Genomic DNA, 26,990 nt, shown 5'->3' with positions numbered 1-26,990 from the left:
GAAAGGGCAGCGGGCCGTACCGACTTGTAGGAAAAAGTTGTGGGCCGGGCGGCCTCAGCCGGTGGTCCACCACACGGTGGTGTCGGCCGGGACCCGCGCCTCGCCGTCCGCCACGGCCACCTCACCGCTGGCGATCAGCACCCGCCCGTGCGCCGGGACCGTCACCGGCTCCCCCGTGGTGTTCGCGACGCACACGAACTCCCCGCGCCGGAAGGCGAGGACGCCCTCGGGGGCCCGCAGCCACTCCACCGCGTCGCCCGCGCCCAGGTCGGGGTGGGCCCGGCGCACGGCCAGCGCGGCCCGGTACAGCTCCAGTGTCGAGCCGGGCACGCCGGTCTGCGCCTGGACGCTCAGCTCGCCCCAGCCCTCCGGCTGCGGCAGCCAGCTGCCGCCGTCGCCGAAGCCGTACGACGAGCCCTCGCGCGTCCACGGGATCGGGACCCGGCAGCCGTCGCGGTAGCCGTCCTGGCCCGCGCCCCGGAAGTACGCCGGGTCCTGGCGCACCTCGTCCGGCAGGTCCACGACGTCCGGCAGGCCGAGTTCCTCGCCCTGGTAGACGTACGCCGAACCGGGCAGCGCCAGCATCAGCAGCGTCGCCGCGCGGGCCCGGCGCAGCCCCAGCTCACGGTCGCCGGCCAGGCGGATCTGGGTGCCGAGGCCGGGCGGGTTGGCGAAGCGGGTGGCGTGCCGGGTGACGTCGTGGTTGGACAGCACCCAGGTGGCGGGGGCGCCGACCGGGCGCATCGACTCCAGGGTGCGGTCGATGACCTCGCGCAGTTCCGCGGCGTCCCAGTGGGTGCCCAGGTACTGGAAGTTGAACGCCTGGTGCAGCTCGTCGGGGCGCACGTAGTTGGCGGTGCGCTCCACGGTCGGGGTCCAGGCCTCGGCGACGAAGATGCGCCCACCCGTCTCCCGCCCCCGCCCTTCTTCGGAAGGCCCTTCGGGCCACAGTGCGTCCGAGTACTCGTCGAGGATCAGCCGCCACTGGCGGTAGATGTCGTGCACGCCGTCCTGGTCGAAGAACGGGGTGACATCGTTGCCCAGCAGCCTCAGCTCGTCGTGGGAGCCCAGGTCCGGCAGGCCCTCGGCCTTCACCATGCCGTGGGCGACGTCGATGCGGAAGCCGTCCACGCCCATGTCCAGCCAGAAGCGGAGGATCGAGCGGAACTCGTCGCCGACCGCCGGGTGCTCCCAGTTGAAGTCGGGCTGCTCGGGGGCGAAGAGGTGGAGGTACCACTCGCCGGGCGTGCCGTCGGGCTCGGTGACCCGGGTCCAGGCCGGGCCGCCGAAGATCGACTCCCAGTCGTTGGGCGGCAGCTCGCCGTTCTCGCCCTTGCCGGGCCGGAAGTGGTAGCGGTCCCGCAGCGGCGATCCGGGTCCCTCGGCGAGGGCCCGCTTGAACCACTCGTGCTGGTCGGAGGAGTGGTTGGGGACGAGGTCGACGATGATCCTCAGGCCCAGTTCGTGGGCGTCCCGGATCAGCGCGTCCGCGTCCAGCAGGGTGCCGAACATGGGGTCGACGGCGCGGTAGTCGGCGACGTCGTAGCCGGCGTCGGCCTGCGGGGAGGCGTAGAAGGGGCTGAGCCACACGGCGTCCACGCCGAGGTCGCGCAGGTACGGCAGGCGGGAGCGGATGCCTTCCAGGTCGCCCATGCCGTCGCCGTTGCTGTCGGCGAAGCTGCGCGGGTACACCTGGTAGATCACCGCGTCCCGCCACCAGTCGCGGCGCCTGTCGACGGTGGCGAGGGCCGCGTCGGTCGTGGGGGTCGGGGCCGGGGCGGTGGAGTGCTGCTGGCTCATGTCGTCCTTGGTACGAGTGCGGACAGGGAGGCGAGTGGGGGCCGGAGACGGGGCGGCCGCGGTGTCAGCGGGGTCTGGAGGTCCCTCCTCGCCCGGACGGGCGAGGAGGGCACCGCGGCCGCCCACCCGCGCGGTCAGGCGCGCGGGAGTCGCCGTACGAAGGGGGTCATCCCTTCGTGCCGCCGGCGGTGAGGCCGGCCACCAGGTTCTTCTGCACCAGGTAGAAGAACGCGGAGACGGGTATCGCGATCAGGACCGCGGTGGCGGCCATGAGATTGCGCTGCGCGTCGTGCTCGCTGACGAAGCTCTGCAGACCGACGGCGAGCGTGTACTTCTTGTCGTCGAGCATGAACGTCGTGGCGAAGGCGACCTCGCCGAACGCGGTGATGAAGCTGTAGAACGCGGCGACCGCCAGCCCGGGCTTGGCGAGCGGCAGGATCAGCCGCACGAACGTGCCGATGGGGGTCAGCCCGTCGACCCGTCCCGCCTCGTCGATCTCGAACGGGATGGTGTCGAAGTAGCCCTTCATCAGCCAGGCGCAGTACGGCACCGCCGTCGAGCAGTAGACGAGGATGAGTCCAAGATAGGTGTCGATGAGCTGCAGGTCCGAGAGGATCTGGTACATCGGGACCATCAGGACGGCCACCGGGAACATCTGGGTGAGCAGGAGCACCCACATGAACCTCTTGTACCCCGGGAACCGCATGCGCGAGACGGCGTAGCCGGTGGTGGCGGCGACCAGGACGCCGATGACCGTGGTGCCGAGCGAGACGATCAGCGAGCTCTTCAGCCAGTCGAAGAAGTTCGTGTTCTGCAGGACGAACGCGTAGTTGTCGAGCGTCATCTTGCCCCAGATGGCGCCGGGGCGCAGATAGTCGTCCTTGTCCGGGCCGAGGGACAGGAAGACCAGCCAGGCGACCGGGAAGAGCGCGATCAGGCTCGCGACGGTCAGGACGCCGTGCGAGGTGAGCCTCACCAGGGGGCTGCTCTCGCCGCGCCGGCGGACCTTGGGGCGCCGGGGGGTGGTCGCCTCAGCCGACGCGCCCTTCACTTCGGCGGACAGGGGGCGGTCGAGGGTGCTCATGGGGACTCCTGCCTCAGATCGCGAGCTGCTGCTCATTGCGGTTCAGCCAGCGGCGGTAGAAGGAGGTGAAGACGACGAGGATGGCCAGCAGCAGCATGCCGTAGGCCGCGGACTCGGCGAACTCGCGCGGCTGCTGTCCGAAGCCCAGCTGGTAGGCCCAGGTCACGAGGATCTGGGCGTCCGGGGCGGTGTTGCCGAACAGCAGGAAGATGATGGCGAACTGGTTGAAGGTCCAGATGACGCCGAGCAGCACCACGGTGGAGCTGACCGAGCGCAGCCCGGGCAGGGTGACGTGGCGGAACCGCTGCCAGGCGTTCGCGCCGTCCATCTCGGCCGCCTCGTACAGGCTGGCGTCGATGGACTGCAGCCCGCCGAGCAGGGAGACCATCATGAACGGCACACCGCACCAGGTGTTGACCATGATCGCGGCGAACCGCTGCCAGAAGGTGTCCTCCAGCCACAGCGGCGTCGGCAGGCCGAGGGCGTCCAGGCCGGAGTTGATGATGCCGGCGTCGGCCAGCATGAAGCGCCAGCCGAAGACGGTGACGAAGGTCGGCACGGCCCACGGCAGGATGAGGACCAGCCGGTAGAGGGTGCGGCCGCGCAGCTTCTGGTTGAGCAGCAGGGCGAGGCCCAGGCCGATGCCGTAGTGCAGGGCGACACAGGCCGCCGTCCACACGATCGTCCAGAGGAACTTGGACCAGAAGCGGTCGTAGGCCGTCTCGCCCCACAGGATGTCGGCGTAGTTGTCCAGGCCGATGAACTTGTAGGTGGCCGCGATCTCGTTGACACCGATGGTGCGGGCCGAGTTGAGGCTGTCCGCGTCGGTGAGCGTGAGGTAGAAGCCGTACGCCAGGGGATACAGCACGATGACGCCGAGCACGACGGCCACCGGCGCGATCATGGCGTAGGCGTACCAGTGCTTCTGGTACGCGTGCTTCAGGCGGCGGCCCAGCCCGGGGCGGGGCGCACGGTCACCGCGGCGCTTGCCGGTCGCGCGGTCGATGGCGACTGTCATGGTTCGGCACCTTCTGGATGATCAAGGAGTACGGCACACGGCCGGTGGCCGCCGGACCCTCCCCTCCTGGAAGCGGGTCCGGCGGCCACGCGGGCATTACTTGCTGAAGTCCGGCACCAGCTTGGCGATCGCGGTCTCCGCGTCGCTCAGCCCCTTGTCCAGGGACTTCTTGCCACCGGCGATCTGGGGCAGCTCGTCGTCGAGCGGACCCCACAGCGAGCTGTACTCGGGCAGGGCCGGGCGCGGCTGGGCGGCCTCGAGGACCGTCTGGTAGCCGGCGATGCCCGGGTCGGCCTTGACCTGGTCGGTGTAGGCGTCGTCACGCGTGGGCAGCGTGGCGTTCTTCAGGGCGATGGTCTCCTGCGCCTTGGCCGAGGTCATGAAGTTCACGAACTTCAGCGCGGCCTTCTGCTTCGCCTCGCTGGACCCGGCGTAGACGGACAGGTTGTGGCCGCCGGTCGGGGTGCCCGCCTTGCCGGTGGAGCCGGCCGGGACGGTGGCGATGCCGAGGTTGTCCTTGTCCTTGAAGGCGGAGCCCTTGTAGAAGTTGGTGATCTCCCACGGGCCCTGGATGATCGAGGCGACCTTGCCGTTGACGAACGCGTCCTGGATGTGGGCGTAGGCGTCGGCGGTGGTGTCGGCCTTGTGCAGGCCCTTGCCCTTGAACAGGCTCAGCCAGGTGCCGTAGGCCTTCTTGCCCTCGGCCGACTTCACGGTGATCTTCTTGGCGTCGGCGTCGACCGTGTCGGTGCCCTCGCCGTAGAGGAACGGCTGGGCGTAGTAGGACTGGGTGGAGCCCCAGTAGCCGTCGACGCCGGTCTTGTCCTTGATGGTGGCGGCGGCCTTCTTCAGCTCGTCCCAGGTCCCCGGGACCTCGACGCCGGCCTTCTCGAACAGTTCCTTGTTGTAGACGAAGGCCAGGGTGTCCGTGGTGAACGGCACGCCGTAGGTCTTGCCCTCGTACTTGGCCTGCTCGATCAGGTTGGACTTGAACTTGTCCTGGTCGGCGAGGGCCTCGGTGCCGTCCAGCGGCAGGAAGAAGCCCTTCTTGGCGAAGGCGGGGGTCCAGCCGACCTCGGAGCGCAGCACGTCGGGGGCGCCCTTGGAACCGGCGGCGGTGTCGAACTTGTTCTGCGCCTGGTCGAAGGGGACGTTGACGAAGTTGACCTTGATGTCCTTGTTGGCGGCCTCGAACTCCTTGACCAGGGCCTGGTACGTCGGCGCCTCGTTGGTCGCGTTGGAGGTGTCCCACCAGGTGATGGTGACCGGGCCGTCGGCCTTGTCGCCGCTGTCGCTGTCTCCGCCGCAGGCCGTCGCCGCGAGGGCGAGGGACGCCACCAGCGCGGTGGCCGCTATGCCACGCCGCATGAGTTCTCCTTGAGGGTTAAGCCCGTGTGGTGCAGGAAGCGGCCCCGTCTGCCGTCCCCGCGACTTGCCGACTGCGCCATTGCGGCCGCCGGGCGACGTGAACGTAACAGCCGTGCAATCGTTCCGAAAGACCTTGCTGAAAAATTTTGCAAGCAGCCCGGAGAGTTATGCCGTCGTGACCTCTCCTCAACCGCCGCGCGACCCGCTTTTCCAGGCGTACTACGGGGATTCGGACGGGTGTGCAAGACTCTGCAAGCACTTGCCATCCCTTTCCGCCGGGGGAATCATCCGTTGCGGAACGGGCGCCGACCACGACGTGAGGACCGCGATGACCCAGCAGCCCACAGCGGGCCGTCCGCCGGCGCGCAGCAGGCGTGCGTTCGGTGGGCAAGGCCGGGCACGGCCGCTACAGTCCGGTGCTGTGACCACACGACTCGCCGACATCGCCGCTCAGGCGGGGGTGAGTGAGGCGACCGTCAGCCGCGTCCTCAACGGCAAGCCGGGCGTCGCCGCCACCACCCGTCAGTCCGTGCTCGCCGCCCTCGACGTCCTGGGCTACGAGCGTCCGGTGCGGCTGCGGCAGCGCAGCGAGGGTCTGGTGGGCCTGATCACCCCCGAGCTGGAGAACCCGATCTTCCCGGCCCTGGCCCAGGTCATCGGGCAGGCGCTGACCCGCCAGGGCTACACCCCGGTGCTCGCCACCCAGACCCCCGGCGGGTCGACGGAGGACGAGCTGACGGAGATGCTCGTGGACCGCGGGGTCGCCGGCATCATCTACGTCTCCGGACTGCACGCGGACACCACCGCCGACATGCAGCGCTACGAGCGGCTGCGCGCCCGGGGCGTGCCGTTCGTGCTCGTGGACGGCTTCTCGCCGAAGGTGCAGGCGCCGTTCATCTCCCCCGACGACCGGGCGGCGATGGCGCTCGCGGTCACCCACCTCGTCTCCCTCGGCCACACCCGCATCGGCCTGGCGCTCGGGCCGAAGCGGTTCGTGCCGGTGCAGCGCAAGATCGAGGGGTTCGTGCGCACCGTGCAGGACCAGCTCGGACTGAGCGCCGAGACGGTGGAGAACGAGCTGGTCCAGCACTCCCTCTACACCCTGGAGGGCGGTCAGGCGGCCGCCGCGGCGCTCATGGACCGCGACTGCACGGCGGTGGTGTGCGCGAGCGACATGATGGCGCTGGGCGCGATACGGGCGGCCCGGCAGCGCGGCCTGGACGTGCCGAAGGACATCTCGGTGGTCGGCTTCGACGACTCCCCGCTGATCGCCTTCACCGACCCGCCGCTCACCACCGTCCGCAAGCCGGTCCCGGCGATGGGTCAGGCCGCGGTGCGCACGCTGCTGGAGGAGATCGGCGGGACGCCCGCGCCGCACAGCGAGTTCGTGTTCATGCCGGAGCTGGTGGTGCGCGGTTCGACCGCTTCGGCCCCCGGGGAACGAAATCGTCCCTAGGGTGGAGGGAACGGTCTTCCGGGCCCTCCCGCAGGAGGAGTTCGCCGCCCCGGACCCGTACGCGGACATGCGGGACGGACCCGACCGGGGGATGATCTACGGGAGGAAAGCTGTCTGGCAGACTCTTTGCCCATGGGTGACACGACGGTGAGAACGTCGGAAGGCCACGACCAGGCCGTTCCGCACCCCGTCGCGGACTCGGCGGACGGGACGGCCCGGGGGCGCCTGCGCCGTCCGCGCACCCCCCGCCGGCCCCGGCTGTGGTTCGAGATCCTGCTGATCGCGGTGAGTTACTGGACGTACTCGCTCATCCGCAACGCCGTGCCCGAGCAGAAGGCCGAGGCGCTGCGCAACGCCGACTGGATCTGGCAGCTGGAGCAGCGGCTCGGCATCGCCGTCGAGCAGTCCGTCAACCATGCCGTGAACTCGGTGACCTGGCTCATCGTCGGCATGAACTACTACTACGCCACCCTGCACTTCGTGGTGACGCTGGGTGTTCTGGTGTGGCTCTACCGTAGTCATCCCGGCCGTTACGCGGCCACCCGGCTGGTCCTGTTCACGACCACGGGCATCGCCCTGGTCGGCTACTACCTGTATCCGCTCGCCCCGCCGCGCCTGATGAACGGCCAGGACTTCATCGACACCGTCGTGGTGCACCAGACCTGGGGCTCGATGGCCTCCGGCGACCTGAAGAACATGTCCAACCAGTACGCCGCGATGCCGTCGATGCACATCGGCTGGTCGGTGTGGAGCGGCCTGACGGTCTTCGCGCTGGCCACCGTCCCGTGGGTGCGCGTCCTCGGCCTGGTGTACCCGGTGGCCACGCTCGTGGTGATCGTCGCGACCGCCAACCACTTCTGGCTGGACGCGGTGGGCGGCGTGCTCTGCCTCGCCTTCGGCTACGGGGTGGCCCTGCTCTGGTACGGGAGCCTGCCGCACACCCTGCCGAGACGGGTGCCGGACGGCGGCGGAAGCCCGCTGCCGGTGCGTCTCCCCCTGCTGCCCCGCAGCCGCTCCGGGGCGGCGCCGGCCGACCGCCGCGCCGAGCCGGTCCCGGTCGACCGCCGTTCCGAGCCCGCCCCGGCCGATCCGGCGGGTCAGGCACCGCCCCCGTAGAACAGCTCCTCCATCACGCCCCGCGCCCTGCGCGCCGTACGCCGGTACGCGTCGAGCATGTCACCGGCGTGGCCGGGGCCGTAGCCCAGGTAGCGGCCGACGGCGGCCAGCTCGCGCGGCTGGGTGGGGAAGGTGTCCCCGGCCCTGCCCCGTACGAGCATGACCGCGTTGCGCACCCGGGTGGCCAGCACCCACGCCTCGTCGAGGATCGCGGCGTCCTCCTCGCGGACCAGTCCGGCCTCGCGGGCGGCGGCCAGGGCCTGCCGGGTGCGGGTGGTGCGCAGCCCCGGCTCCTCGGCGCCGTGGCGCAGTTGCAGCAGCTGCACCGTCCACTCCACGTCGGACAGCCCGCCCGGGCCGAGCTTGGCGTGCAGCTTGGGGTCGGCGCCGCGCGGCAGCCGTTCGGACTCCATCCGGGCCTTCAGCCGCCGGATCTCCCGGACCGCCTCCTCGTCGAGCCCGCCGGCCGGGTAGCGCAGCGGGTCGATCAGCTCGGTGAAGCGGCGGCCGAGGTCCTCGTCCCCGGCGACGGGCTCGGCGCGCAGCAGCGCGTGCCGCTCCCACACCAGCGACCAGCGCCGGTAGTACGCCTCGTACGACTTCAGGGTGCGCACCAGCGGGCCGGACTTGCCCTCCGGGCGCAGGTCGGCGTCGACGAGCAGGGGCGGGTCGGCGCTCGGGATCTGGAGCAGGCGGCGCATCTCGGCGACGACCTTGTGCGCCGCCCGGGACGCCTCCTGCTCGTCCGCGCCCTCGCGCGGTTCGTGCACGAACAGGACGTCCGCGTCGGAGCCGTATCCCAGCTCGTGCCCGCCGAAGCGGCCCATGCCGATGATCGTGAACCGGGTGGGGAGCGTGTCCCCCCAGCCCTCCCGGACCACCGCGCGCAGCGTGCCCGCGAGGGTGGCGGCGGTCAGGTCGGACACCGCGTCGCCCACCAGGTCCACCAGGGCGCCCCGGTCGGCCTCGGCGGGCTGGGACTCGGTGCCGTAGGAGCCGATGATGTCGGCGGCGGCCGTGCGGAACAGCTCCCGGCGGCGCACGCCGCGGGCGGCCGTGACGCCCTGGGCGGCGTTGTCCGCGCGGCGGACGGCGGCGAGGACCTCCTGCTCCAGGTGGGCGCGCGAGCGCGGCCTGAGCCCCGCGCCGTCCCCGTCGCCGAGCAGGGCCACCGCCTCGGGGGCGCGCATCAGCAGGTCGGGGGCGAGCCGCCCGGCGGACAGCACCCGGGCCAGGTTCTCCGCGGCGGCCCCCTCGTCGCGCAGCAGCCTCAGGTACCAGGGGGTCTTGCCGAGCGCGTCGGAGACCTTGCGGAAGTTCAGCAGACCGGCGTCCGGGTCGGCGGAGTCCGCGAACCAGCCGAGCAGCACGGGCAGCAGGGTGCGCTGGATGGCCGCCTTGCGGGTCACCCCGGAGGCCAGTGCCTCCAGGTGGCGCAGCGCGGCGGCCGGGTCGGCGTACCCGAGGGCGACCAGCCGCTCCCGGGCCGCCTCGGCGCTGAGCCGGGTCTCGCCGGGGGCGAGCTGGGCGACGGCGTCGAGCAGCGGCCGGTAGAACAGCTTCTCGTGCAGCCGCCGGACGACCGCGGCGTGCCGCCGCCACTCCCGGGTCAGGGTCGTCACCGGGTCGGTGCGCAGGCCCAGGGAGCGGCCCAGGCGGCGCAGGTCGGCCTCGTCCTCGGGGACGAGGTGGGTGCGGCGCAGCCGGTGCAGCTGGATGCGGTGCTCCAGGGAGCGCAGGAAGCGGTAGGCGTCGTCGAGCTGGGCGGCGTCCGCGCGGCCCACGTAGCCGCCGGCGGCGAGGGCCTTCAGCGCGTCGAGGGTGGTGCCGCTGCGCAGGGAGGCGTCGGCGCGGCCGTGCACCAGCTGGAGGAGCTGCACGGCGAACTCGACGTCCCGCAGCCCGCCGGGGCCGAGCTTGAGCTGGCGGTCGACCTCGGCGGCGGGGATGTTCTCCACGACCCGGCGGCGCATCTTCTGCACGTCGGCGACGAAGTTCTCCCGCTCGGCGGCCTGCCACACCAGCGGCTGGAGCGCGGCGACGTACTCCTCGCCGAGCGCGAGGTCGCCGGCCACCGGGCGGGCCTTGAGCAGCGCCTGGAACTCCCAGGTCTTGGCCCAGCGCTGGTAGTAGGCGAGGTGGGAGGCGAGGGTGCGCACGAGCGGCCCGTTGCGGCCCTCGGGGCGCAGATTGGCGTCCACGGGCCAGATGGAGCCCTCGACGGTGGTCTCGGAGCAGATCCGCATCATGTGCGAGGCCAGGCGGGTCGCGGCGCGCAGCGCCTTGCCCTCGTCGGCCCCGTTCACGGCCTCGCCGACGAAGACGACGTCGACGTCGGAGACGTAGTTCAGCTCGTGTCCGCCGCACTTGCCCATCGCGATCACCGCCAGCCGGCACAGCGCGGCGTCCTCGGGCGCGGCGGCGCCGGCCAGGGCGAGGGCGGCGCGCAGGGTGGCGGTGGCGAGGTCGGCGAGCTCGGCGGCGGTCTCGGCGACCTCGGTGGTGCCGCACACGTCGCGGGCGGCGATGGACAGCAGGCAGCGCCGGTAGGCGACGCGCAGCGCGACCGGGTCGGTGGCACCGGCGAGGCCGCGCTCGAACTCCTCGACGCCCGGGTGCAGGTCGCGGGGCTCGTAGGTGACGAGCGCCTGCCAGTCCTTCGGGTGCCGGGCGAGGTGGTCGGCGAGGGCGTCGGAGGCGCCGAGCACACCGAGGAGCCGGTCCCGCAGCGGCTTGGCGGAGATCAGCGTGTCCAGCAGTTCCTGGCGGGCGGTGGCACCGGGCTGCGCCTCCAGCAGCCGCACGAGTCCGAGCAGCGCGAGGTCGGGGTCGGCGGTGGCGCCGAGGGCTTCGAGCAGCACCGGGTCGTTGCGCACGGCCGCCAGCTCGGGGCCGTCCAGCAGGCGCTCGGCGGCGGAAGGGTCGGTGAAGCCGTGCCGCAGCAGCCGTGTGAAGGTACTGCTCCTGCGCCCCGGCGCCGACGTCATCCCCGGCCTCCCTCGTGCCTCGGATCAGGCTCGTACGGCCATGAGCCTAGCCGGAGTGCCGGTCCGCGGCCCCGGGGCGGCCCGCGACCGCTTCGGGGCCCGGGACGGGTGCCTCCCCTCGCGGCCCGGGGACGCGCCGTCGTTCTCTCGGTGGCGCCGCGGGCCGTTTTCGGTTTCGGTGAGGGGGAGCCGTCCGGCCGGACCCGGTGGCGGCTCGTCCGATGCCGGTGCGTGCCGACGACGTCGACCAAGGAGCCGAGTTCATGGACATGACCCTCGAAGTGATCCCGCTGCCGGTGAGCGACATCGACCGGGCCAGGGACTTCTACCGGGACAAGGTCGGTTTCCACGTCGACATCGACCAGGAGGTCATGCCGGGCCTGCGCATCGTCCAGCTCACCCCGCCCGGCTCCGGCTGCTCGATCGCCCTCGGCGACACCCTCTGGAACACCTTGCCCGGCCCCCGCCCCGCCCCCGGTTCCTACCAGGGCCTCCAGCTCTGCGTCACCGACGTCGAGGCGGCCCGTGCGGAACTGACCGCGCGCGGCCTGGAGGTCTCCGAGCCGGTCCGCTACTCCCCGGACGACGGCGCCGCGTTCCTGTACTTCGAGGACCCGGACGGCAACGGCTGGGCGGTCCAGGAGTACCGGCGGCGGGCGACGGAGCCGCTGCACCGGCTGCTGGCGAAGCAGGCGGGGGCGTAGACCCGCCGTACGGTACGGGTGCCGCGCGCCCTCGGGGTCGGAGCGCACGACGGTCCCTCCCAGCGGCCGGACCGGGGCACCCGGTCCGGCCGCTGAAGAGAGGTCGCCGAAGAAGAACCTGACGCCCGGGCCCCCGGCCCCGGGCGTCAGCGCAGCGCGTCGAGCAGCATCGCCCCGGCGACCAGGGCGAGCGCGCACCCCAGGAGGTCCACCGCCCGCGCGATCATCCGGTACTTGCGCGTCACCAGGACCGACAGTTCGACGAGCTGGGTGCACCGGTCCAGGTCGCGGTCCCCCGGCGCGGACAGGTGGGCGGCCAGATCGCCCGGCCGGCCCGCGTACTGGGCGTAGAACAGGAAGTAGGCGCTGCCCGCGAGACGGGAGACACCGCCCGGCCTGACGCAGACGAGCAGTTGGACGAGGCTGCCGGCCAGGCAGACCAGACCGCCCCAGGCCATCCACTCCACGCCGTTCCAGAGCGCGAAGACACCGGCCCTGCGCACACCGAAGGCGGCGACGATCCCGGCCGTGATCGCCGAGAACAGCGCCAGGAGGGTCGCCGCCTTCTGGTCCGCCCGGCTCAGCTCCGCGCGGACCTCGGCCAGGGCCGGCCGAAGGTGCTGATCAGGCGAGGTCACTGCCGGCACCGCCGCCGTCACCGCCGTCGGTCCCGCTCACACCGACGAGCTGCCCCGAGATCCCCTTGTGGTTCCGGCGCACCTCCAGGGTCGCCGGGTCCCCGAACCTGTGCCCGGCCGCCGCGTCTCCGAGGAACACGAAGAGGTTCTGCTGGTTGCCGCGCGTGTCGCGCACCTCGACGAAGCCGTAGCCCTTGTCGGCCCGGACGTTCTGGAAGGTCCCCCGGATCTCGTGCCCCTCCTGGACCGTGCAGCCGGCCACCGGGCGCTGCCCCTCCTTGAGCGGTGGCAGCGGGACGAACCGCACGGCGCCCCCCTCGATGAGGTTCTGCTCGTTGACGAGGAACCGGCGGTCGACGTAGTGGTCGCCGTGTCCGGCCGTCGCGATGAAGCCCCGGCCCTGCTCCGGGTCCCAGCGGGTGACCGTGCCGTCGAGCGTCCCGATGCCGGGCCGCGCGGACGGGCCCGCCTGCGGGGGCACCGTCGCCTGGGCCCGGAGCCGGTTCTGCTGCACCTGGACGTGAGCCTGCGTCTGGGCCCGGTCGATGGCTTCGGTCAGCACGGTGTTCTTCACACCGAACGCCTTCTTGTGCCAGATCACCTCGCGGTACTTGATCGGCTTCGCGAACCCCTTGAGGTCGACCTTCTCCTCGTCCGACAGGTAGTCGTCCGGGGAGTACTCCAGCGCCCGGCCCATCCCGGAGCTGACCTTGCTCATGTTGGCCGAGGCGACGGTCACGCTGTCGACCCAGATCGCCTGGGGCGCTCCGGCGCCGCACAGCCGGGCGGCCAGGTCGACCACGGAGCCGATGTAGTCCAGGCCGCCGCCCGGGGCCTCGTACTCGACGACCCGTCCCGTCGCGATCCCGACCGTGGCGAGGCAGTCGTTGACGCTGCCCCGGCTGTTCTCCTCCTTCAGCAGCTCCTGGATGGTGATGGCCGCGCGGATCGCCTCGGCCGCGCGCTCGCCGTCGAACACGGCCAGGGTGCCGTCCCCCAGGTACTTGACCACGGTCCCGTCGTGCTCGGTGACCGCCCGGGTGGTGATGTCCAGGAACTTTCCGATGGTGGGGAGCCAGCCGACCTCCCCCGTCTTCCCCTTCATCTCCGTGGAGCCCGCGAGGTCCGCGAAGAGGATCACCCGGTGCGGACGGTCCTGGTGGTTGAGCGCTTCCTGGAAGAGCGTGAAGTGGTCCGTGGCCATGAGCTACCCCCATTGCATGTGCTGTTCTCCGTGCCCCCCCGGCACCCGGCCCCGTCGACCGGCGCCCGGGGGCCGCCCACCCTCGGCTGTTCCTGGACCGTCCGGAGGACCCGGCAGACCCTTCGACGACAACAGAGTGACGAGCCATCACTTCGTTAATACCATTAACCATGCGAACACCCTTCACCGCAAGCCCGGGAATGCCCCCACGTGTGATGTAGTGACGTGAACTCAATGTCGAATGTCGAACATTGATGCGATCGGAGAGGGAGAGGCATGCAGACCGGGCCGTCGCGCCGCGCACGCATGCGCGCGGCGCTGGAGCGCGAGGCCAGGGACGAGGCACGCAGACTCACGGCGGCGCACGGCGTCGAGGGCCTGAGCCTGTCGGCGGTGGCCCGCGCCGTCGGTGTCTCCCCGCCGGCCCTCTACCGGTACTTCGACGGCAAGAAGGGCCTGGTCCTCGCCGTCTACGAAGACCTGACCGACGAGTTCGTGTCGACCGTCTCGGCGGCCGCCCGGCGCGAGGACCCCGAGGACCTGGGCGCCCAGCTGTACGCCGCCACCCGCGCCGTACTGGACTGGTCCCTCGGCCACCCCGCCGAGTTCGACCTCCTCATGGGCGCCGGATACGCCCGCCTGGCCACCGAGAGCGCGGTGGACCAGGTCCTCGCGAGGGAGCTGGGCGGTCTGTTCGGGGACCTGTTCACCCGGCTCTGGCAGCGCGGCGGGCTCGACCACCCGGCCGACGACGAGATCGACCCCGCGCTGCGCGACCAACTGCTGACCTACCGCCGCCTGATCGGGCAGGAGTTCCCGGTCGGCGTCGTCCTGCTCATGGTCACGTGCTGGCGCCAGATCTACGGCCTGCTCTGCATGTCCGTCCACCACCACCTCGCCGCGGCCTTCGGCGACTGCGTCCCGCTCTTCGAGCACATGATCGACGACCTGCTCGCCCTGCTCGGCGTGGAACGCTCACCGGCCCAACGGACGGGTGCCGCCGTCGAGCGGTGAGGCCGGGGCCCGCGTCACCCGTTGGCGTGCCGCGGCGTCCGTTCCCGTCACTCGGCGTCGCCGCCCTGCCTAGCGTGAGCCGCATCGCGAGACGACGCGTACGGCGAAGGGGTGCGGATGTCGGTGGACGGCGGGGCCGTGCGGCCCGCGGGCGGGACGGAGACGGAGACGGACGAACCGGGGTGGGAGGTCGACCCGGACGACGAGTGGGGGGTGGCGGTCGTCGCCACGGTGGGGCGGCAGTTGAAGCTGCGGCGGGAGGCCGCGGGGATGCGGGTCGCCGAGTTCGCGGCGGTGATGAAGTACGGGGAGGACCTCGTCTACAAGATCGAGAGCGGGAAGCGGATCCCCCGGCCCGAGTACCTGGAGAAGGCGGACGAGGTGCTGGGGGCGGGCGGGCTGCTCGCCGCGATGCGGGAGGACGTGGCGAAGGTCCGGTACCCGAAGAAGGTGCGGGATCTGGCGAGGCTGGAGGCCCAGGCGGTGGAACTCCTTTCGTACGGCAGCCACAACCTGCACGGACTCCTTCAGACCGAGGAGTACGCCCGGGCGCTCCTGAGCACGCGGCGGCCGGCGCTGTCGGAGGACGAGCTGGAGAGGGCGGTCGCCGCCCGGGTGGCCCGTGCAGCCGCCTTCGAACGGCGGCCCGCCCCGGAATTGAGCTTCGTGCAGGAGGAAGTGACCCTCCGACGCCCCGTCGGAGGCATGATGGTCCTTCGCAGGCAACTCGAACACCTGCTGGAACTGGCGAAGTTGCGGCACGTCGAGATCCAGGTCATGCCGACGGCCCGCGGGGACCATCCTGGAACGGGAGGGCGCATCCAAGTGCTCAAGTTCGCGGACGGCACAGCGGTCGGCCGGGCCGACGACGAGTTCGGCAGCCGTCCCGTCACCGATCCCCGGCACCTGCGGATCCTCGAACTGCGCTATGGCATCATCCGAGCCGAGGCGCTGACCGCACGAGAGTCACTGACCTTCATCGAACAAGCGCTGGGGGAAACATGAACCGCAAGGGCTCGGGCGGAGACGACGTCGATCTGATCTGGTTCAGGAGCAGTTACAGCGACAGCAGCAACCCCAACGACTGCGTCGAGGTCGCCGTGATCCCCGGCTCGGTGCACGTCCGGGACTCCAAGGCCCCCGACGGCCCCCGCCTCACCCTCACCCGGGCCGCGTGGAGCCGCTTCGTGGCAGGTGCGGGTGGGGCGGGCGCCGTCTGAGGCCGGGGGCCGCCGTGGGGACGGCCCCCGGTCGGGTCACTGGGCGTAGGTCTCGAACTCGGCCACCCGCGGCGTGCCGTTGGAGCCGGTGATCTCGAAGGTGACCTTCTTCAGCGAGGCCTTGGGGAAGCTGATGACGCCCGCCCCGCTGCCGGAGGTCAGCACGGCACCGGTGTCGCCGTTGAGGACCCGCCAGGAGCCGATGGCGCCCGCGGAGCCCGACGCCTCCCGGATGTTGATCTTGGAGACGCTGGTCGCGGAGCCCCACTTGACCGAGACGGAACCGGTCGAGCCGGACGGCGACCAGTAGGTGCTCATGTTCCCGTCCCGCACGTTGCCGTAGCTCGTGCCGCTCGCCTTGGAGGAGCCGTCGGCGCCGGCGCCGGAGCTGAGGCTGAGGTTCGTCCCGCTGGGCGGGGTCGGGTCGGTCGGCGTGGGGTCGGTCGGGGTCGGCGTCGGCGTCGGGGCCGGGTTCTGCGGCGTGCAGCTGCCGTCCGAGACCTTCAGGCCCTTGTTGGCGCCCGCCGTCTGGCTCACCACGTTCGGCACGCAGTTCGCCCCGTCGAGGCTGTAGGAGTACGGGATGCTGACGGTGGTGTTGGACTGCGGGTTGGGGCCGGCCGGGTTGGTGTCCCCGCCGCGGCTGGACCAGGTCACGTTGTCGAAGATGTTGCCGCTGACCTGCCAGTAGCCGGCCGCGTCGGTGTAGAAGGTGCCGAGGACGTCCTTGGAGTCCTTGAAGTAGTTGTTGTCCACCTTGGCGCGGGCCCCGGCCCGGGAGTTGATGCCGGACTCGTTGAGGTTCTTGTAGTGGTTGTTGTAGATGTGGGCGATGCCGCCGCGCAGCAGGGGCGCGCGGGAGTCGATGTTCTCGTACAGGTTGTGGTGGAACGTCACGTACCCGTTCGAGGTGTCGCTCTCGCTGGAGCCGATGAGGCCGCCGCGACCGGAGTTGCGCAGGATGCTGTAGGACAGGGTCACGTACTGGGTGTTGTCCTTCATGTCGAAGAGGCCGTCGAAGCCCTCCGACTCCCCGCCCGACGCCTCCAGGGTGACGTGGTCGACCCAGACGTTGCGGACGTCGCTCTCCATGCCGATGGCGTCGCCGCCGTTGGACGTGGGTGAGCCGGACTTCTTGACGTTCCGCACGGTCACGTTCTGGATGATGATGTTCCTGGACTCCCGGATGTGGATGCCCAGCTGGTCGAAGACGGCTCCGTTGCCGACCCCGACGATGGTGACGTTGCTGATCTGCTTGAGCTCGATCACACCGGCCGCGGTGTTGCAGCTGCTGCCCGACACCTTGCTGGTGTTGCCGTGGTTGATGGTCCCCTCGACCTGGATGGTGATGGGGGTGCTGCTGCTGGCCCGGCTGCACAGGGCCTGGTGGATGGCGGTTCCCGTGGTGGCCCGCACCGTCTGGCCGCCCGCGCCGCCGGTGGTTCCGCCGTTCTGGGTCGCGTAACCGGTGGCTCCGGTGGCCGCGGCCGACGCCTGGGACGTCGACAGCGCCACGGTGCCCGCGGCCGCGAGGGCCCCGGTGGCCAGCGCCGCGGAGAGTCGCAGTGCGACTGATCGCCTCATCCTCGCCTCGCCTTTCGTCTTCGCGTGCCGGGCACGCCCCATTTATGGCATGGGCATGTCAGCAGAACGGCCGGAGGGTGGCCGCGCGACCCGGCTCATGGATTGGGAAAGCGCTTTCTGTCTGGCGACAGTAGAGCGGCGCACAAGGGACTGGCAAGGCTCCGCACAGTTACGGAACGCTTCCTTCCGCATTGAGTGGGAGCGCGCCCACGCGCCGTCGGCCGCTCGCCCCCGTTCCTCGTGCCGTTCGGCCTTTCGCGCGGATGTTTCTGGGCACCCGATCGGTATGAGCAGCCCCAGCCTGCCCGGGGCACCGTTGCGACGTCTGCCTCCGACACCGGAGAGTGCCGCGTCGGCCCGGCACTTCGTACGGTCGGTGCTGGACGGGGTCTCCCCCGACACGGTGGACACCGTCGAGCTGCTGGTCGGCGAGCTGGTGACCAACGCGGTGATCCACGCGCGCACCGAGACCGAGGTGCGGGCCTGGGTCGTCGAGGGCCAGGCCCATGTGCGGGTCAGCGACCACCGGCCGGAGCGTGGTCTGGTGCCGCACGACCACCACCCCTACGCCTGCACCGGGAGGGGCCTGGCCCTGGTGGAGGAGCTGGCCACCCACCACGGTGTCCACAGCGGTGGGGGCCGCAAGACCGTCTGGTTCGAACTGTGGCCCGAGGCACCGGCGCCGCCGGCGTCCGTGTGGGAGATCGCGAAGCCGTCCGGCCGGACCCTGAGCGTGACGCTGAACGACGTCCCGTACGCCCTGTACTGGGCGGCGCAACAGCAGTGGGAGGGGCTGCTGCGCGAGCTGCTCCTCGCCGCGTCCACCGCCGGCCGGACCGGTGTGCGGCCGGAGGACCTCGTCGTCGCCCAGGACACGAGCAACATGATCTGCGCGTGCATGGCGGCGGCGGTGGAGCAGGAGACCCCCGGCACCTCGACGCTCTCCCTGCTGGTGGCGTTCTCGGCGGATGCCGCCTCGGGCGTGGCGACCCTGCGCCGGGTCCTCGACGCGGCCGACGCGGCGGCGCAGGAGGGGATCCTGCTCGCGCTCCCGGCCCTTCCGCAGATCCGGGCCTTCCGCCACTGGCTGCTCGACCAGATCGCCGACCAGCTCGCCGGTGGAGAGCCCACCGCGTGGACGCAGATCCCCCATGTGCCGAGCGCCGTCCCCGCGGACATGGCGCCCTGGGACGCGGGCGAGGTGGAGGCCTCCGGCGTCCCGACCGTCGCGGCCGACGACCGCAACCGGATCATCGCGGTGAACAACTCCGCGGCGAGCCTGCTGGGCTGGCACCCGCAAGAGCTCGTCGGCCGGCGCCTGACCGCGCTGATCCCCGAGCATCTGCGCAAACGCCACGTGGCGGCCTTCAGCTCGCTGCTGCTCACCGGCGAGTCCCGCATCCTGGGCCGCTCCATACCGGTTCCCGCACTGCACCGTGACGGCCGGACGATCCCCGTCCGACTGTCCATCCAGACCCAGGAGGCGATCGACGGGCGCACCGTGTTCGTCGCCCACCTCACCACCACGACGGCTCCCCCCGTCCCGCCGCGGGTTCCGCAGGCCGGCCGGTACGCGACGCGGCCGACGCCGAACCCGGCGCAGCTGCCGACCACCCTCAAGAAGGCGAAGGCGGTGATCCCCGAGAGGACGGCGCCGGAGTGGCTGTCCTTGTTCGCCGACACCGGCAGGGCGCTGACCAGCACCCTCGATCTGGACGAGAGGCTGCGGCAGGTGTGCCACGTCCTGACCCGGCGACTGGCCGACTGGTGCACGGTGGGGCTTCTCGACGAGCACGGACAGGTGGAGCGGGTCTGCGTCGTCCACCGCGATCCCGGGATCCCGATCTCCGATGTGCACCTCGATCGGGTCTCCCTCGCGGCCGGGGCGACGCAGGGGCCCCTTCCCCGGGTGCTGCGCGGCGCGGGCCCCCTGCTGATCACCGACATCCCCTCGGTCGACCAGGCCCGGGGCCCTCTGGACGCCCGGCTGCTGGAGCTGACGGAGCAGTTGGGGGGAAGCAGCGCCGTCATCGCCCCGCTGCGCGCCCAGCGGGAGGTCTTCGGCGTCCTGTCCCTGGTCCGCACCCGGGACACGCACCCGTTCACCAAGGAGGACGTCCCCCTGATCGCGGACCTGGCCCGCGGCATCTCCCTCGGGGTGGACAACGCCCGCCTGCACCAGCACACCCACTCCAACGCCGAACACCTCCAGCGTGCCCTGCTGCCCGAGCTCCCCCGGGTCGAGCATCTGGAGCTGGCCGCCCGTTACGTCCCCTCCAGCACCACCGCCGAGGTCGGCGGGGACTGGTACGACGCCTTCGTCCTGCCCAACGGCGACACCGTGCTGGTCATCGGCGACGTGTCGGGCCACGACCTACGGGCCGCCGTCGCCATGAGCGCCCTGCGCAACATGCTGCGCGGCATCGCCGTCGACCGCCAGGAACCTCCCGGAGACGTCCTGCGCCGCCTGGACCTCGCGAACCAGACCCTCTCCCCGCAGTCCACCGCCACCTGCGCCTACGCCCTGTTCAAGAGCGACGGCGGCCCGGGGAACCTGCACCACTCCTCCGCCGGCCACCTGCCGCCCCTCCTGACCACCCGGGAGGGCGACACCCGCTACCTGGACGCGGGCAGGGGCGTGTTGATCGGCATGGATCCCGACCTGCCCCGCCCCTCCGCCCACGACCGGCTGCCACCCGGCTCCACCCTGCTGTTCTTCACCGACGGTCTCATCGAACGCCGCGGGGAGTGCCTCGACGACGCCATGACCCGACTGCGCCGGTACACCGCCGGCCAGGCACACCGACCCCTCGACGTCTTCTGCGACGAACTGATCATCGAGTTCGGCGCCGACAACGCCGACGACATCGCCCTGCTCGCCCTCCGCCCCGTCCCGCCCGCCTGATCCGCGCCGGGTGAGCGGGCGCCCCGTCTGCCCCTTGCCCGATCGCCTCACGTCCCGGTTCGGACGGTTCCCGGGGCCGCACGCACCGCGCGCCGGACGGCCCGGAGACGGCCGAGAACGGCCCGGGGCTTTCACGGTGCCGGGTGTCCCAGCAGCTCAGGCGGGGGCGGGCTCCAAGTCGGCGCCGTCAAAGGGCGGATAGCTCTTGCCGCCCATTCGCTCGGCCGCATCGATGTAGTCGGCAAGAGCGTCGCGGGACTGGGCGAGCCTGTCCAACTGATCGTCCAGTCGCCGCAGCCGTGACCGCATCGCGGCCAGTAACTCGGGACACCCGAGCAGTTCCGGGGCCTCCCCGGCTGCACAGGGCAGCAGGTACGCGATGTCCTCGGAGGACAGACCGGCACCGAGCAGGTGCCGGATCTGCTTCACCCGCAGCACGGCGTCCTCGTCGTATTCGCGGTAGCCGTTCGCGCCGCGGCCTGCCTCCAGCAGGCCCTGGGCCTCGTAGTAGCGCAACTGATGGGCGTTGACGCCCGTTCGACGACTCAGTTCCCCGATCCGCATCGAAACCTCGCTTGACCTTCACACCGGTATCAACGTTGACGATGCTGCCATGGACAGAAAAACCGACACACCCGTGACAGTCATCGGACTCGGACTGATGGGCCGGGCGCTCGCCGGCGCGTTCCTGAAAGCCGGGCACCCCACTACCGTGTGGAACCGTACGGCCTCCAAGGCCGACCAACTGGTGGCCGAGGGTGCACGACTGGCGCCCACGGTCGGTGACGCGCTCGCGGCAGGTTCCCTGACGATCATCTGCGTCACCGACTACCGGGCCGTGCACGAGCTGTTCGACGCGAGCGATGTCGAGCTGGGCGGCACGACGTTGGTCAATCTGACCTCGGGCGACTCGACCCAGGCCCGGAAAGCCGCCCGGTGGGCCGAGCAGCGCGGCGCCCGTTACCTGGACGGTGCCGTCATGGCCGTCCCGCCGGCGATCGGGACCGCCGAGGCGGTGATCCTGCACAGCGGGCCGCAGTCGGACTTCGAGGCGCACAAGTCGACACTCGACGCGCTCGGTACGGTCACCTACCTCGGCGCGGACCACGGGCTGGCGTCCCTGTACGACGTGGCCGGCCTGGCCATGATGTGGAGCGTCCTGAACGCCTGGCTCCAGGGCACCGCCCTGCTCGGGACGGCCGGTGTCGGCGCCGCAACGTACGCGCCGTTCGCACAGCGGATCGCTGCCGGTGTGGCCACATGGCTGCCGGGATACGCCGAGCAGATCGACAGCGGCTCCTTCCCGGCCGAGGTGTCGGCCCTGGAGACCGACGCGCGGGCGATGGCGCACTTGATCGAGGAGAGCGAGGCGGTGGGTGTCAACGCCGAACTACCGAAGTTGATCAAGGCGATGGCCGACCGCGCGATCGCCGCCGGCCACGGCGGGGAGCAGTACCCCGTACTGATCGAGGAGTTCGGCAAACCCCGCGACGACTGACCGGCGGCGAGCCGTCCGGATCATGATCACGAACGTGGCAGGCGTCTCCGGCCGGCAAGAACGAGGATCGTCGAGGTCCTCGTTCCCGTCACCGCCGGAGGCGCTTCCCAGGTGAGGACGCGTATCGGTCGTGGCCGGGGCGGTGGTCGCCGTCGTGCGGGACGAGGACGCGACGACGGCGCAGAGCACGGTGAGGGACGTCGGGGCCGGCGGACCGTGACCATCGGCCCCACGAGGTCGTTCCGGCGGAAAACCCGCTCCGACCGGCGCCTACAACACCGGCAGGTTCTTCCGCAGTTCGAAGGCCGTGACCTCGGAGCGGTACTCCTCCCACTCCTGTTTCTTGTCGCGCAGGAAGTGACAGCGGCCGGGAGCGACCTCGCGTGATCGACGTCGGCGCAGCGCTGACCTACGGTCGGACGGCCGTCACCGGTCCTTGGTGGTCACTGTAAGCCGCCCTCTGACGGCCCACAGACGGCCCGGCGGACGCTGTCGTGGAGCTGTCGTGGAAGGTGACCAGGTCGGTAGGCACGAGGCTCACTCGGGCGAGTCTGCGCGCCGCAGCGTGGTCGGCGTGGTCGGCCAACCGGACCTCATTGGCTCCCGGGGTAAGCCGTGCAACCGGGCGTACGTCCTCTCGGCCGCCCAGCGGTGGGCGCCCGGGCCAGTGCCGTGCCGGGTTCCGCGCCGGGCTATCGCAGGGACGATGCCACGAGCCCGGGCCTGATCGCGGTAGACGTCACGGTCACGGTCTCGGTCCGCGAACAGCGAGTCGGGCTTGCGGCGCGGCCGTCCGACGCGGCCACGAACGGGCGGAATCGCGTCGAGCAGTGACAGGAGCCGGGTGACGTCATTGCGGTTGCAACCGGTCAGCAGGACCGCGAGCGGAGTGCCGTGTTCGTCGGTGACGAGGTGATGCTTCGCGCCGGCCCGGCACCGGCCGACCGGCGATGGACCTGTCCGACTTCCCCTTCCAGCGTCCTGCCGTGGGAAGAGTCGATCACGCAGCAGGACCGGCCCAGCCGGGAGGCCGCGTTGGGCTCAGCCAGCAATACCTCGTGCAAGCATGGCCGGACGGCGGCCTCGTTCCAGTCCCGCAACCTTCGCCGGCACCGGTGTGCAGCACGTACAGGGTCCCGCAAAGGACCTCCTGGTCCGGCAGAGGCTTGCGGCCGGGACACCGGAAGCGCCGCCGGACCGTGCAGTGGCGTCAACGCGCCTTCCTCCATTCCCGGACCAATGCCCCGATGATGTCGTCCTGATCGATCGGCACCCCGGCGATCTGAAGCCGCAAGAGCCCTTCGCATGCCTTGATGTAGGCGGCGCCCATCGCATACGTCGTCGATCCGGCGACGCTGGCATTCACGACACCTCCGACCAGCGGGAAAACCAGCTTGAGAAAACTCGAGGCTGTCCTGGCCGCACTGCCGACGCCGACGACAGCCGCGCAAGCAGCAGCCAAGGACCTCGGCTCGATGCTGAAGCCCATAACCCGAGTGATGCGGGCGAACATCGCAACCTGCAAGGCGCTCAGAGGGCCGATGTCGTAAAGCGGGATGGGCACCGCGGCGATGGCTGCCGCCTTAAGCGCGGTTTCCGCGACGATGTCGTTCGCTTCCTTGACCTTCAACTCCAGGTTCACCCGTTGCCGACTCACCAGGGTGCGCTTTTGCGCTGCGGGCAGCACTCGCGCCAGAGCCCTCAGGAGGTCGTCAAGACCAAACGGCTTCACCGAGACGCTCTGACCGGAGAAGCTGAGCAACTTCTCCTCGGCCAGCACCGGGAAGGGCCGAGAGTTCACAATCGGAAGTTTGCGGGAATCTATGTGGCTCCGAAGGTCAACCACCTCCTGCGCTTCCTTGTCGAGACACTGGGTCAAGACGAATGCCGTGTGAACTTCTTGGGCCAGGGCCCTGACGAGGTCGACTTCGAATTCTTCGACCCGATTATTCGCGGCCAGACTGCAGTAGAGAGCGAAGTGAATCTCTGACTCCTCGGCCACCACCCTCTGCTTGATTTGTTCCAGAAAGTAGCCGGCGACTTCAGTCGGACTCTTACCGAGTTCATAACCAGGCGTGTCATACACCGTCACCGGCAAGCGGGGGCGCCGGTACCGCTCGATTTCCTGTGTGACAGGCGCTCCCGTACCGACCGGGGCGATGGCCTCCCCGAAGATGGCATTGACGAGGGTGCTCTTACCTGCCCCCGGCCGGCCGGCCAACATCACGTTGAGCATGGCTTCTTCCTGCTCAGCGTGGGCAAGTCCTTCTTGGAAAATGGCGGCGACATCGAATTCGTCGCTGCCACGACCATCGGATTCAGCGTTCACGTTGATTCCTCTTGGGGATCTCTTGGTGCACGTCGCCCCACCCGACCTGGAACCAGGGGCTGGGCATGCGAAGTGACGAATGGCTGGGTGGGGTTGTTACCGCCAAGAGCGGTAACGGTGCACGACTGTGCTAGATGGCCAGCACGCCGAAGATGACCACAAACGCCAAGCCGAGGCCGAAGGAAGCCATCTGTAGAGCGGCCGGAAGTCGGATGTTCGCCGAGTAGATGGATCGTGCGCTGTCCGGTTCGTCGACTGTCCCCGCGAGGGCCAGGAGGGTGGCGACGCCCGTCAGAACCGACACGGCGTGGGCAAGCCAGGCCAACTGGAGCCACGCCAGGTCCGCCGAAGACGCCTTGCCGACGATGTCCTTGGCCAGACTGATCGTGATGGTGACGACCGCAGTCGTCAGCGTCAGAACGTGCTTACTGGTCTCCGACGCCGCAGTCAGAGCGAGCTTGCGTCGTTCTGCGGCTGCTTCGTCCATTGCCGTCATCGCACCCTCAGCAAAACGGCCACAGGGGGCAGGCGTGCTTGCTGATAGCGGTGAACAGGGCGAGAGTGACGGCGGCCAGGCCGCGACGGCGCGTCTCGGTGGCCAGGTCCCGGGTGAAACCCTCAAGATTGCCAGTCGCTTCAGGCAGCCGAACTTCTCGGTCCGGGGCAGCCATGAAGTTGTCAAGACCGCCTTCGATGAACCGCACGTAAGCCGGCTGAGCCTCCTCGGCAATCGGAACACCGGCGAGGCCCCGGGCCGCGGCGGCGTTGAATTCCCGGGCGGCTCGGTTTCTCAGCTGACCAGTTGCCCGTCGGTTGTCAGGCCGGCTTCCCGGTCTCGGGTTGCCCTCAGACTGCCGTCGACGTTGATTGCCGCTCACGAACCCCCCTGTGCCACGCGCCGTCCCGTCCCGCCGGGGCCCGCTTCTCTTCGCGTCCTGGCAACGCGACGGCGCGCCGCAGCAACGGAAGGCCCCCATCCAAATACGCACAGCGACGCTATGCGCGAAGGCGGCCGGCTGTCAGCGGCGCGCGGGGGACGTGGAAATGCATCGGGTGTACGCCCCAGGCGCGCTCTCGCCCAAACACACCCCCTGCAACGGCTCACACGAGGAGCGTTTCCAACGTTGCCGCTCGACCGCGAGTTCCGCGACTCATGAACCGGTGAACCCACCACCCGGCTGATGGTCCTGGCCGACGAGCTGCCAGGCTTTCGGCGACTTCTCCGAAATCCTCACCCGCCGCTTCGCGGTGCCGCACATGACGGTCCCGTAGCTCGGCAGAACACCGGCCCGGCAGTCAAGCTCGCCGCGAGAACGCCGCCGCCACGGCAACCGCTTGCCATGAGGCAGGACGACGCGGCCCCACCGGCGCGTTCGTCCGCCGACGCTGCGCCGACCGGGCCGGCGTGGAGGAGGGCCGACGGCCCGTGACCGTCGGCCCTCCTCCACCGAATCGGCGGATCACCCGCTCAGCGCCTACAGCACCGGCAGGTTCTTGCGCAGCTCGAAGGCGGTGACCTCGGAGCGGTACTCCTCCCACTCCTGCTTCTTGTTGCGCAGGAAGAAGTCGAAGACGTGCTCGCCGAGGGTCTCGGCGACCAGGTCGCTGCGCTCCATCAGGGTCAGGGACTCGCCCAGGTTCTGGGGCAGGGGCTCGATGCCCAGGGCGCGGCGCTCGGCGTCCGAGAGGGCCCAGACGTCGTCCTCGGCGCCCGGCGGGAGCTCGTAGCCCTCCTCGACGCCCTTGAGGCCGGCGGCCAGCAGGACGGCGTAGGTCAGGTACGGGTTGGCGCCGGAGTCGATGGAGCGGACCTCCACGCGCGCGGAGCCGGTCTTGCCGGGCTTGTACATCGGGACGCGGACCAGGGCCGAGCGGTTGTTGTGGCCCCAGCAGATGTACGAGGGGGCCTCGCCGCCGGCGCCGGCGGTGCGCTCGGAGCCGCCCCAGATGCGCTTGTAGGAGTTGACCCACTGGTTGGTGACCGCGGAGATCTCCGCCGCGTGCCGCAGCAGGCCCGCGATGAAGGAGCGGCCGACCTTGGAGAGCTGGTACTCGGCGCCGGACTCGTAGAAGGCGTTCCGGTCGCCCTCGAAGAGCGAGAGGTGCGTGTGCATGCCGGAGCCGGGGTGCTCGGAGAAGGGCTTGGGCATGAAGGTCGCCTGGACGCCCTGCTCCAGCGCCACCTGCTTCATCACCAGGCGGAACGTCATGATGTTGTCGGCCGTGGAGAGGGCGTCGGCGTAGCGGAGGTCGATCTCCTGCTGGCCGGGGGCGCCCTCGTGGTGGGAGAACTCCACCGAGATGCCCATGGACTCCAGCATGGTGATCGCCTGGCGGCGGAAGTCCATGCCGACGTTCTGCGGGGTGTGGTCGAAGTACCCGGAGTTGTCCGCGGGGGTCGGGCGGCTGCCGTCGACCGGCTTGTCCTTCAGCAGGAAGAACTCGATCTCCGGGTGGGTGTAGAAGGTGAAGCCCTGGTCGGAGGCGCGGGCCAGCGCGCGCTTGAGGACGTAGCGCGGGTCGGCGAAGGACGGGGAGCCGTCCGGCATGAGGATGTCGCAGAACATGCGGGCCGTGCCGGGGGCCTCCGCGCGCCAGGGCAGGATCTGGAAGGTCGACGGGTCCGGCTTGGCGATCATGTCGGACTCGTACACCCGCGCGAAGCCCTCGATGGCGGAGCCGTCGAAGCCGATGCCCTCGTCGAACGCCTGCTCCAGCTCGGCCGGGGCGACGGCCACGGACTTCAGGAAGCCCAGCACGTCGGTGAACCACAGGCGCACGAACCGGATGTCGCGCTCCTCCAACGTCCGGAGCACGAACTCCTGCTGCTTGTCCATCTTCCGCTTCCCCATCCTTGCCGGTCGGGCCACCCGTTCCTCCCGGACCACGGGAGACGGCCGGGCACTCGAGCATCCCACCACACCAGCGTTTCACACGCGTTGCCGACCTCGGACGGCCGACCGGCCGCGGCCCGGACGCCCACCCGCGGCGGTGTGCCGCTCCGCCGCCCATCCTGCCCGTTCGGACCGGCATCCGGAACACCCGGCCCGCCACCGGTGCCCGCC

Annotated in this window: 21 protein-coding genes and 2 pseudogenes; 8 read left to right on the top strand and 15 right to left on the bottom strand. The window is 70.6% G+C overall.

Annotation, left to right across the window (positions count from 1 at the left end; translation table 11 throughout):
* Positions 1-54 precede the first annotated feature (54 nt).
* The 4 genes from B7L92_RS10830 to B7L92_RS10815 all read right to left on the bottom strand — a co-directional run bounded on the left by B7L92_RS10830 (position 55) and on the right by B7L92_RS10815 (position 5,270).
* A complete protein-coding gene (locus B7L92_RS10830; RefSeq protein ID WP_081237214.1) occupies positions 55-1,800 on the bottom strand; it encodes a glycoside hydrolase family 13 protein in 1,746 nt (581 codons plus the stop codon).
* 166 nt (positions 1,801-1,966) lie between these two features.
* Positions 1,967-2,884 carry a sugar ABC transporter permease gene (locus B7L92_RS10825; RefSeq protein ID WP_081237213.1) on the bottom strand — a complete coding sequence of 306 codons (918 nt, stop codon included), beginning with the start codon at positions 2,882-2,884 and terminating at the stop codon, positions 1,967-1,969.
* 13 nt (positions 2,885-2,897) lie between these two features.
* Positions 2,898-3,902, bottom strand: a complete 1,005-nt coding sequence (locus tag B7L92_RS10820) for a carbohydrate ABC transporter permease (protein WP_081237212.1) — start codon at positions 3,900-3,902, stop codon at positions 2,898-2,900.
* 96 nt (positions 3,903-3,998) lie between these two features.
* Complete coding sequence (locus B7L92_RS10815; RefSeq protein WP_081237211.1) at positions 3,999-5,270, bottom strand: extracellular solute-binding protein; 1,272 nt, start codon at positions 5,268-5,270, stop codon at positions 3,999-4,001.
* 421 nt (positions 5,271-5,691) lie between these two features.
* Here B7L92_RS10815 and B7L92_RS10810 point away from each other — a divergent pair, with 421 nt between their 5' ends.
* Both B7L92_RS10810 and B7L92_RS10805 read left to right on the top strand, forming a co-directional pair.
* Positions 5,692-6,726, top strand: coding sequence for a LacI family DNA-binding transcriptional regulator (locus tag B7L92_RS10810; protein ID WP_081237210.1), 1,035 nt, complete (start codon positions 5,692-5,694; stop codon positions 6,724-6,726).
* A 132-nt stretch (positions 6,727-6,858) separates the two neighbouring features.
* Positions 6,859-7,842 (top strand): phosphatase PAP2 family protein, encoded by a 984-nt coding sequence (locus B7L92_RS10805; RefSeq protein WP_081237209.1) that lies wholly within the window; start codon positions 6,859-6,861, stop codon positions 7,840-7,842.
* Here B7L92_RS10805 and B7L92_RS10800 read toward each other — a convergent pair.
* A complete protein-coding gene (locus B7L92_RS10800; protein ID WP_081237208.1) occupies positions 7,824-10,829 on the bottom strand; it encodes a bifunctional [glutamine synthetase] adenylyltransferase/[glutamine synthetase]-adenylyl-L-tyrosine phosphorylase in 3,006 nt (1,001 codons plus the stop codon). The genes B7L92_RS10805 and B7L92_RS10800 overlap by 19 nt on opposite strands.
* Positions 10,830-11,092: 263 nt before the next feature.
* On the opposite strand from B7L92_RS10800, the gene B7L92_RS10795 reads away from it, so the two are divergent.
* Positions 11,093-11,533, top strand: a complete 441-nt coding sequence (locus B7L92_RS10795) for a VOC family protein (RefSeq protein WP_081237219.1) — start codon at positions 11,093-11,095, stop codon at positions 11,531-11,533.
* Between the two features lie 146 nt (positions 11,534-11,679).
* Here B7L92_RS10795 and B7L92_RS10790 read toward each other — a convergent pair whose 3' ends face one another.
* Together B7L92_RS10790 and B7L92_RS10785 are read right to left on the bottom strand one after the other, a co-directional pair.
* The gene (locus B7L92_RS10790; protein ID WP_255310855.1) at positions 11,680-12,171 is read right to left on the bottom strand and encodes a Pycsar system effector family protein; all 492 of its coding nucleotides are present in this window, start codon (positions 12,169-12,171) and stop codon (positions 11,680-11,682) included.
* Positions 12,158-13,375: an adenylate/guanylate cyclase domain-containing protein gene (locus B7L92_RS10785; protein ID WP_081237206.1), complete on the bottom strand. Its 1,218-nt coding sequence runs from the start codon at positions 13,373-13,375 to the stop codon at positions 12,158-12,160. Before B7L92_RS10785 ends, B7L92_RS10790 begins: the two co-directional genes overlap by 14 nt.
* A gap of 276 nt (positions 13,376-13,651) precedes the next feature.
* On the opposite strand from B7L92_RS10785, the gene B7L92_RS10780 reads away from it, so the two are divergent.
* The 3 genes from B7L92_RS10780 to B7L92_RS10770 all read left to right on the top strand — a co-directional run bounded on the left by B7L92_RS10780 (position 13,652) and on the right by B7L92_RS10770 (position 15,609).
* Complete coding sequence (locus B7L92_RS10780; RefSeq protein ID WP_081237205.1) at positions 13,652-14,389, top strand: TetR/AcrR family transcriptional regulator; 738 nt, start codon at positions 13,652-13,654, stop codon at positions 14,387-14,389.
* Positions 14,390-14,506: 117 nt separating this feature from the next.
* Positions 14,507-15,394: a helix-turn-helix domain-containing protein gene (locus tag B7L92_RS10775; RefSeq protein WP_081237204.1), complete on the top strand. Its 888-nt coding sequence runs from the start codon at positions 14,507-14,509 to the stop codon at positions 15,392-15,394.
* Complete coding sequence (locus B7L92_RS10770; RefSeq protein ID WP_081237203.1) at positions 15,391-15,609, top strand: DUF397 domain-containing protein; 219 nt, start codon at positions 15,391-15,393, stop codon at positions 15,607-15,609. Before B7L92_RS10775 ends, B7L92_RS10770 begins: the two co-directional genes overlap by 4 nt.
* Before the next feature lie 36 nt (positions 15,610-15,645).
* Here the strand turns inward: B7L92_RS10770 and B7L92_RS10765 are convergent, their stop codons facing one another.
* A complete protein-coding gene (locus B7L92_RS10765) occupies positions 15,646-17,193 on the bottom strand; it encodes a pectate lyase family protein (RefSeq protein WP_081237202.1) in 1,548 nt (515 codons plus the stop codon).
* 286 nt (positions 17,194-17,479) lie between these two features.
* Here B7L92_RS10765 and B7L92_RS10760 point away from each other — a divergent pair, with 286 nt between their 5' ends.
* Entirely contained in the window at positions 17,480-20,098 is a 2,619-nt protein-coding gene (locus B7L92_RS10760) for a SpoIIE family protein phosphatase (RefSeq protein WP_081237201.1), read from the top strand.
* A 156-nt stretch (positions 20,099-20,254) separates the two neighbouring features.
* On the opposite strand, the gene B7L92_RS10755 is transcribed toward B7L92_RS10760, so the two are convergent.
* Positions 20,255-20,662, bottom strand: coding sequence for a MerR family transcriptional regulator (locus tag B7L92_RS10755; RefSeq protein ID WP_081237200.1), 408 nt, complete (start codon positions 20,660-20,662; stop codon positions 20,255-20,257).
* Between the two features lie 49 nt (positions 20,663-20,711).
* Between B7L92_RS10755 and B7L92_RS10750 the strand changes: the two genes are divergently transcribed.
* Positions 20,712-21,596, top strand: a complete 885-nt coding sequence (locus tag B7L92_RS10750) for an NAD(P)-dependent oxidoreductase (protein ID WP_081237199.1) — start codon at positions 20,712-20,714, stop codon at positions 21,594-21,596.
* A gap of 270 nt (positions 21,597-21,866) precedes the next feature.
* On the opposite strand, the pseudogene B7L92_RS43865 reads toward B7L92_RS10750, so the two are convergent.
* The 6 genes and pseudogenes from B7L92_RS43865 to glnA2 all read right to left on the bottom strand — a co-directional run.
* Positions 21,867-21,953, bottom strand: a pseudogene (locus B7L92_RS43865) (glutamine synthetase); the annotation flags it as partial.
* Positions 21,954-22,133: 180 nt separating this feature from the next.
* Positions 22,134-22,788 (bottom strand): annotated as a pseudogene (locus tag B7L92_RS10745) (transposase); the annotation flags it as partial.
* Positions 22,789-22,806: 18 nt separating this feature from the next.
* Entirely contained in the window at positions 22,807-23,925 is a 1,119-nt protein-coding gene (locus tag B7L92_RS10740; RefSeq protein ID WP_143626286.1) for a GTPase, read from the bottom strand.
* Positions 23,926-24,055: 130 nt separating this feature from the next.
* A complete protein-coding gene (locus B7L92_RS10735) occupies positions 24,056-24,412 on the bottom strand; it encodes a hypothetical protein (RefSeq protein WP_143626285.1) in 357 nt (118 codons plus the stop codon).
* Between the two features lie 16 nt (positions 24,413-24,428).
* Entirely contained in the window at positions 24,429-24,803 is a 375-nt protein-coding gene (locus tag B7L92_RS40250) for a hypothetical protein (protein WP_143626284.1), read from the bottom strand.
* Positions 24,804-25,400: 597 nt separating this feature from the next.
* Positions 25,401-26,762: a gamma-glutamylpolyamine synthetase GlnA2 gene (glnA2, locus tag B7L92_RS10725; protein WP_004988941.1), complete on the bottom strand. Its 1,362-nt coding sequence runs from the start codon at positions 26,760-26,762 to the stop codon at positions 25,401-25,403.
* Between the last annotated feature and the right edge of the window lie 228 nt (positions 26,763-26,990).

Source organism: Streptomyces viridosporus, assembly GCF_002078235.1.
Taxonomy (GTDB): domain Bacteria; phylum Actinomycetota; class Actinomycetes; order Streptomycetales; family Streptomycetaceae; genus Streptomyces; species Streptomyces viridosporus.
This window is presented reverse-complemented; position numbering and strand designations above follow the sequence as displayed.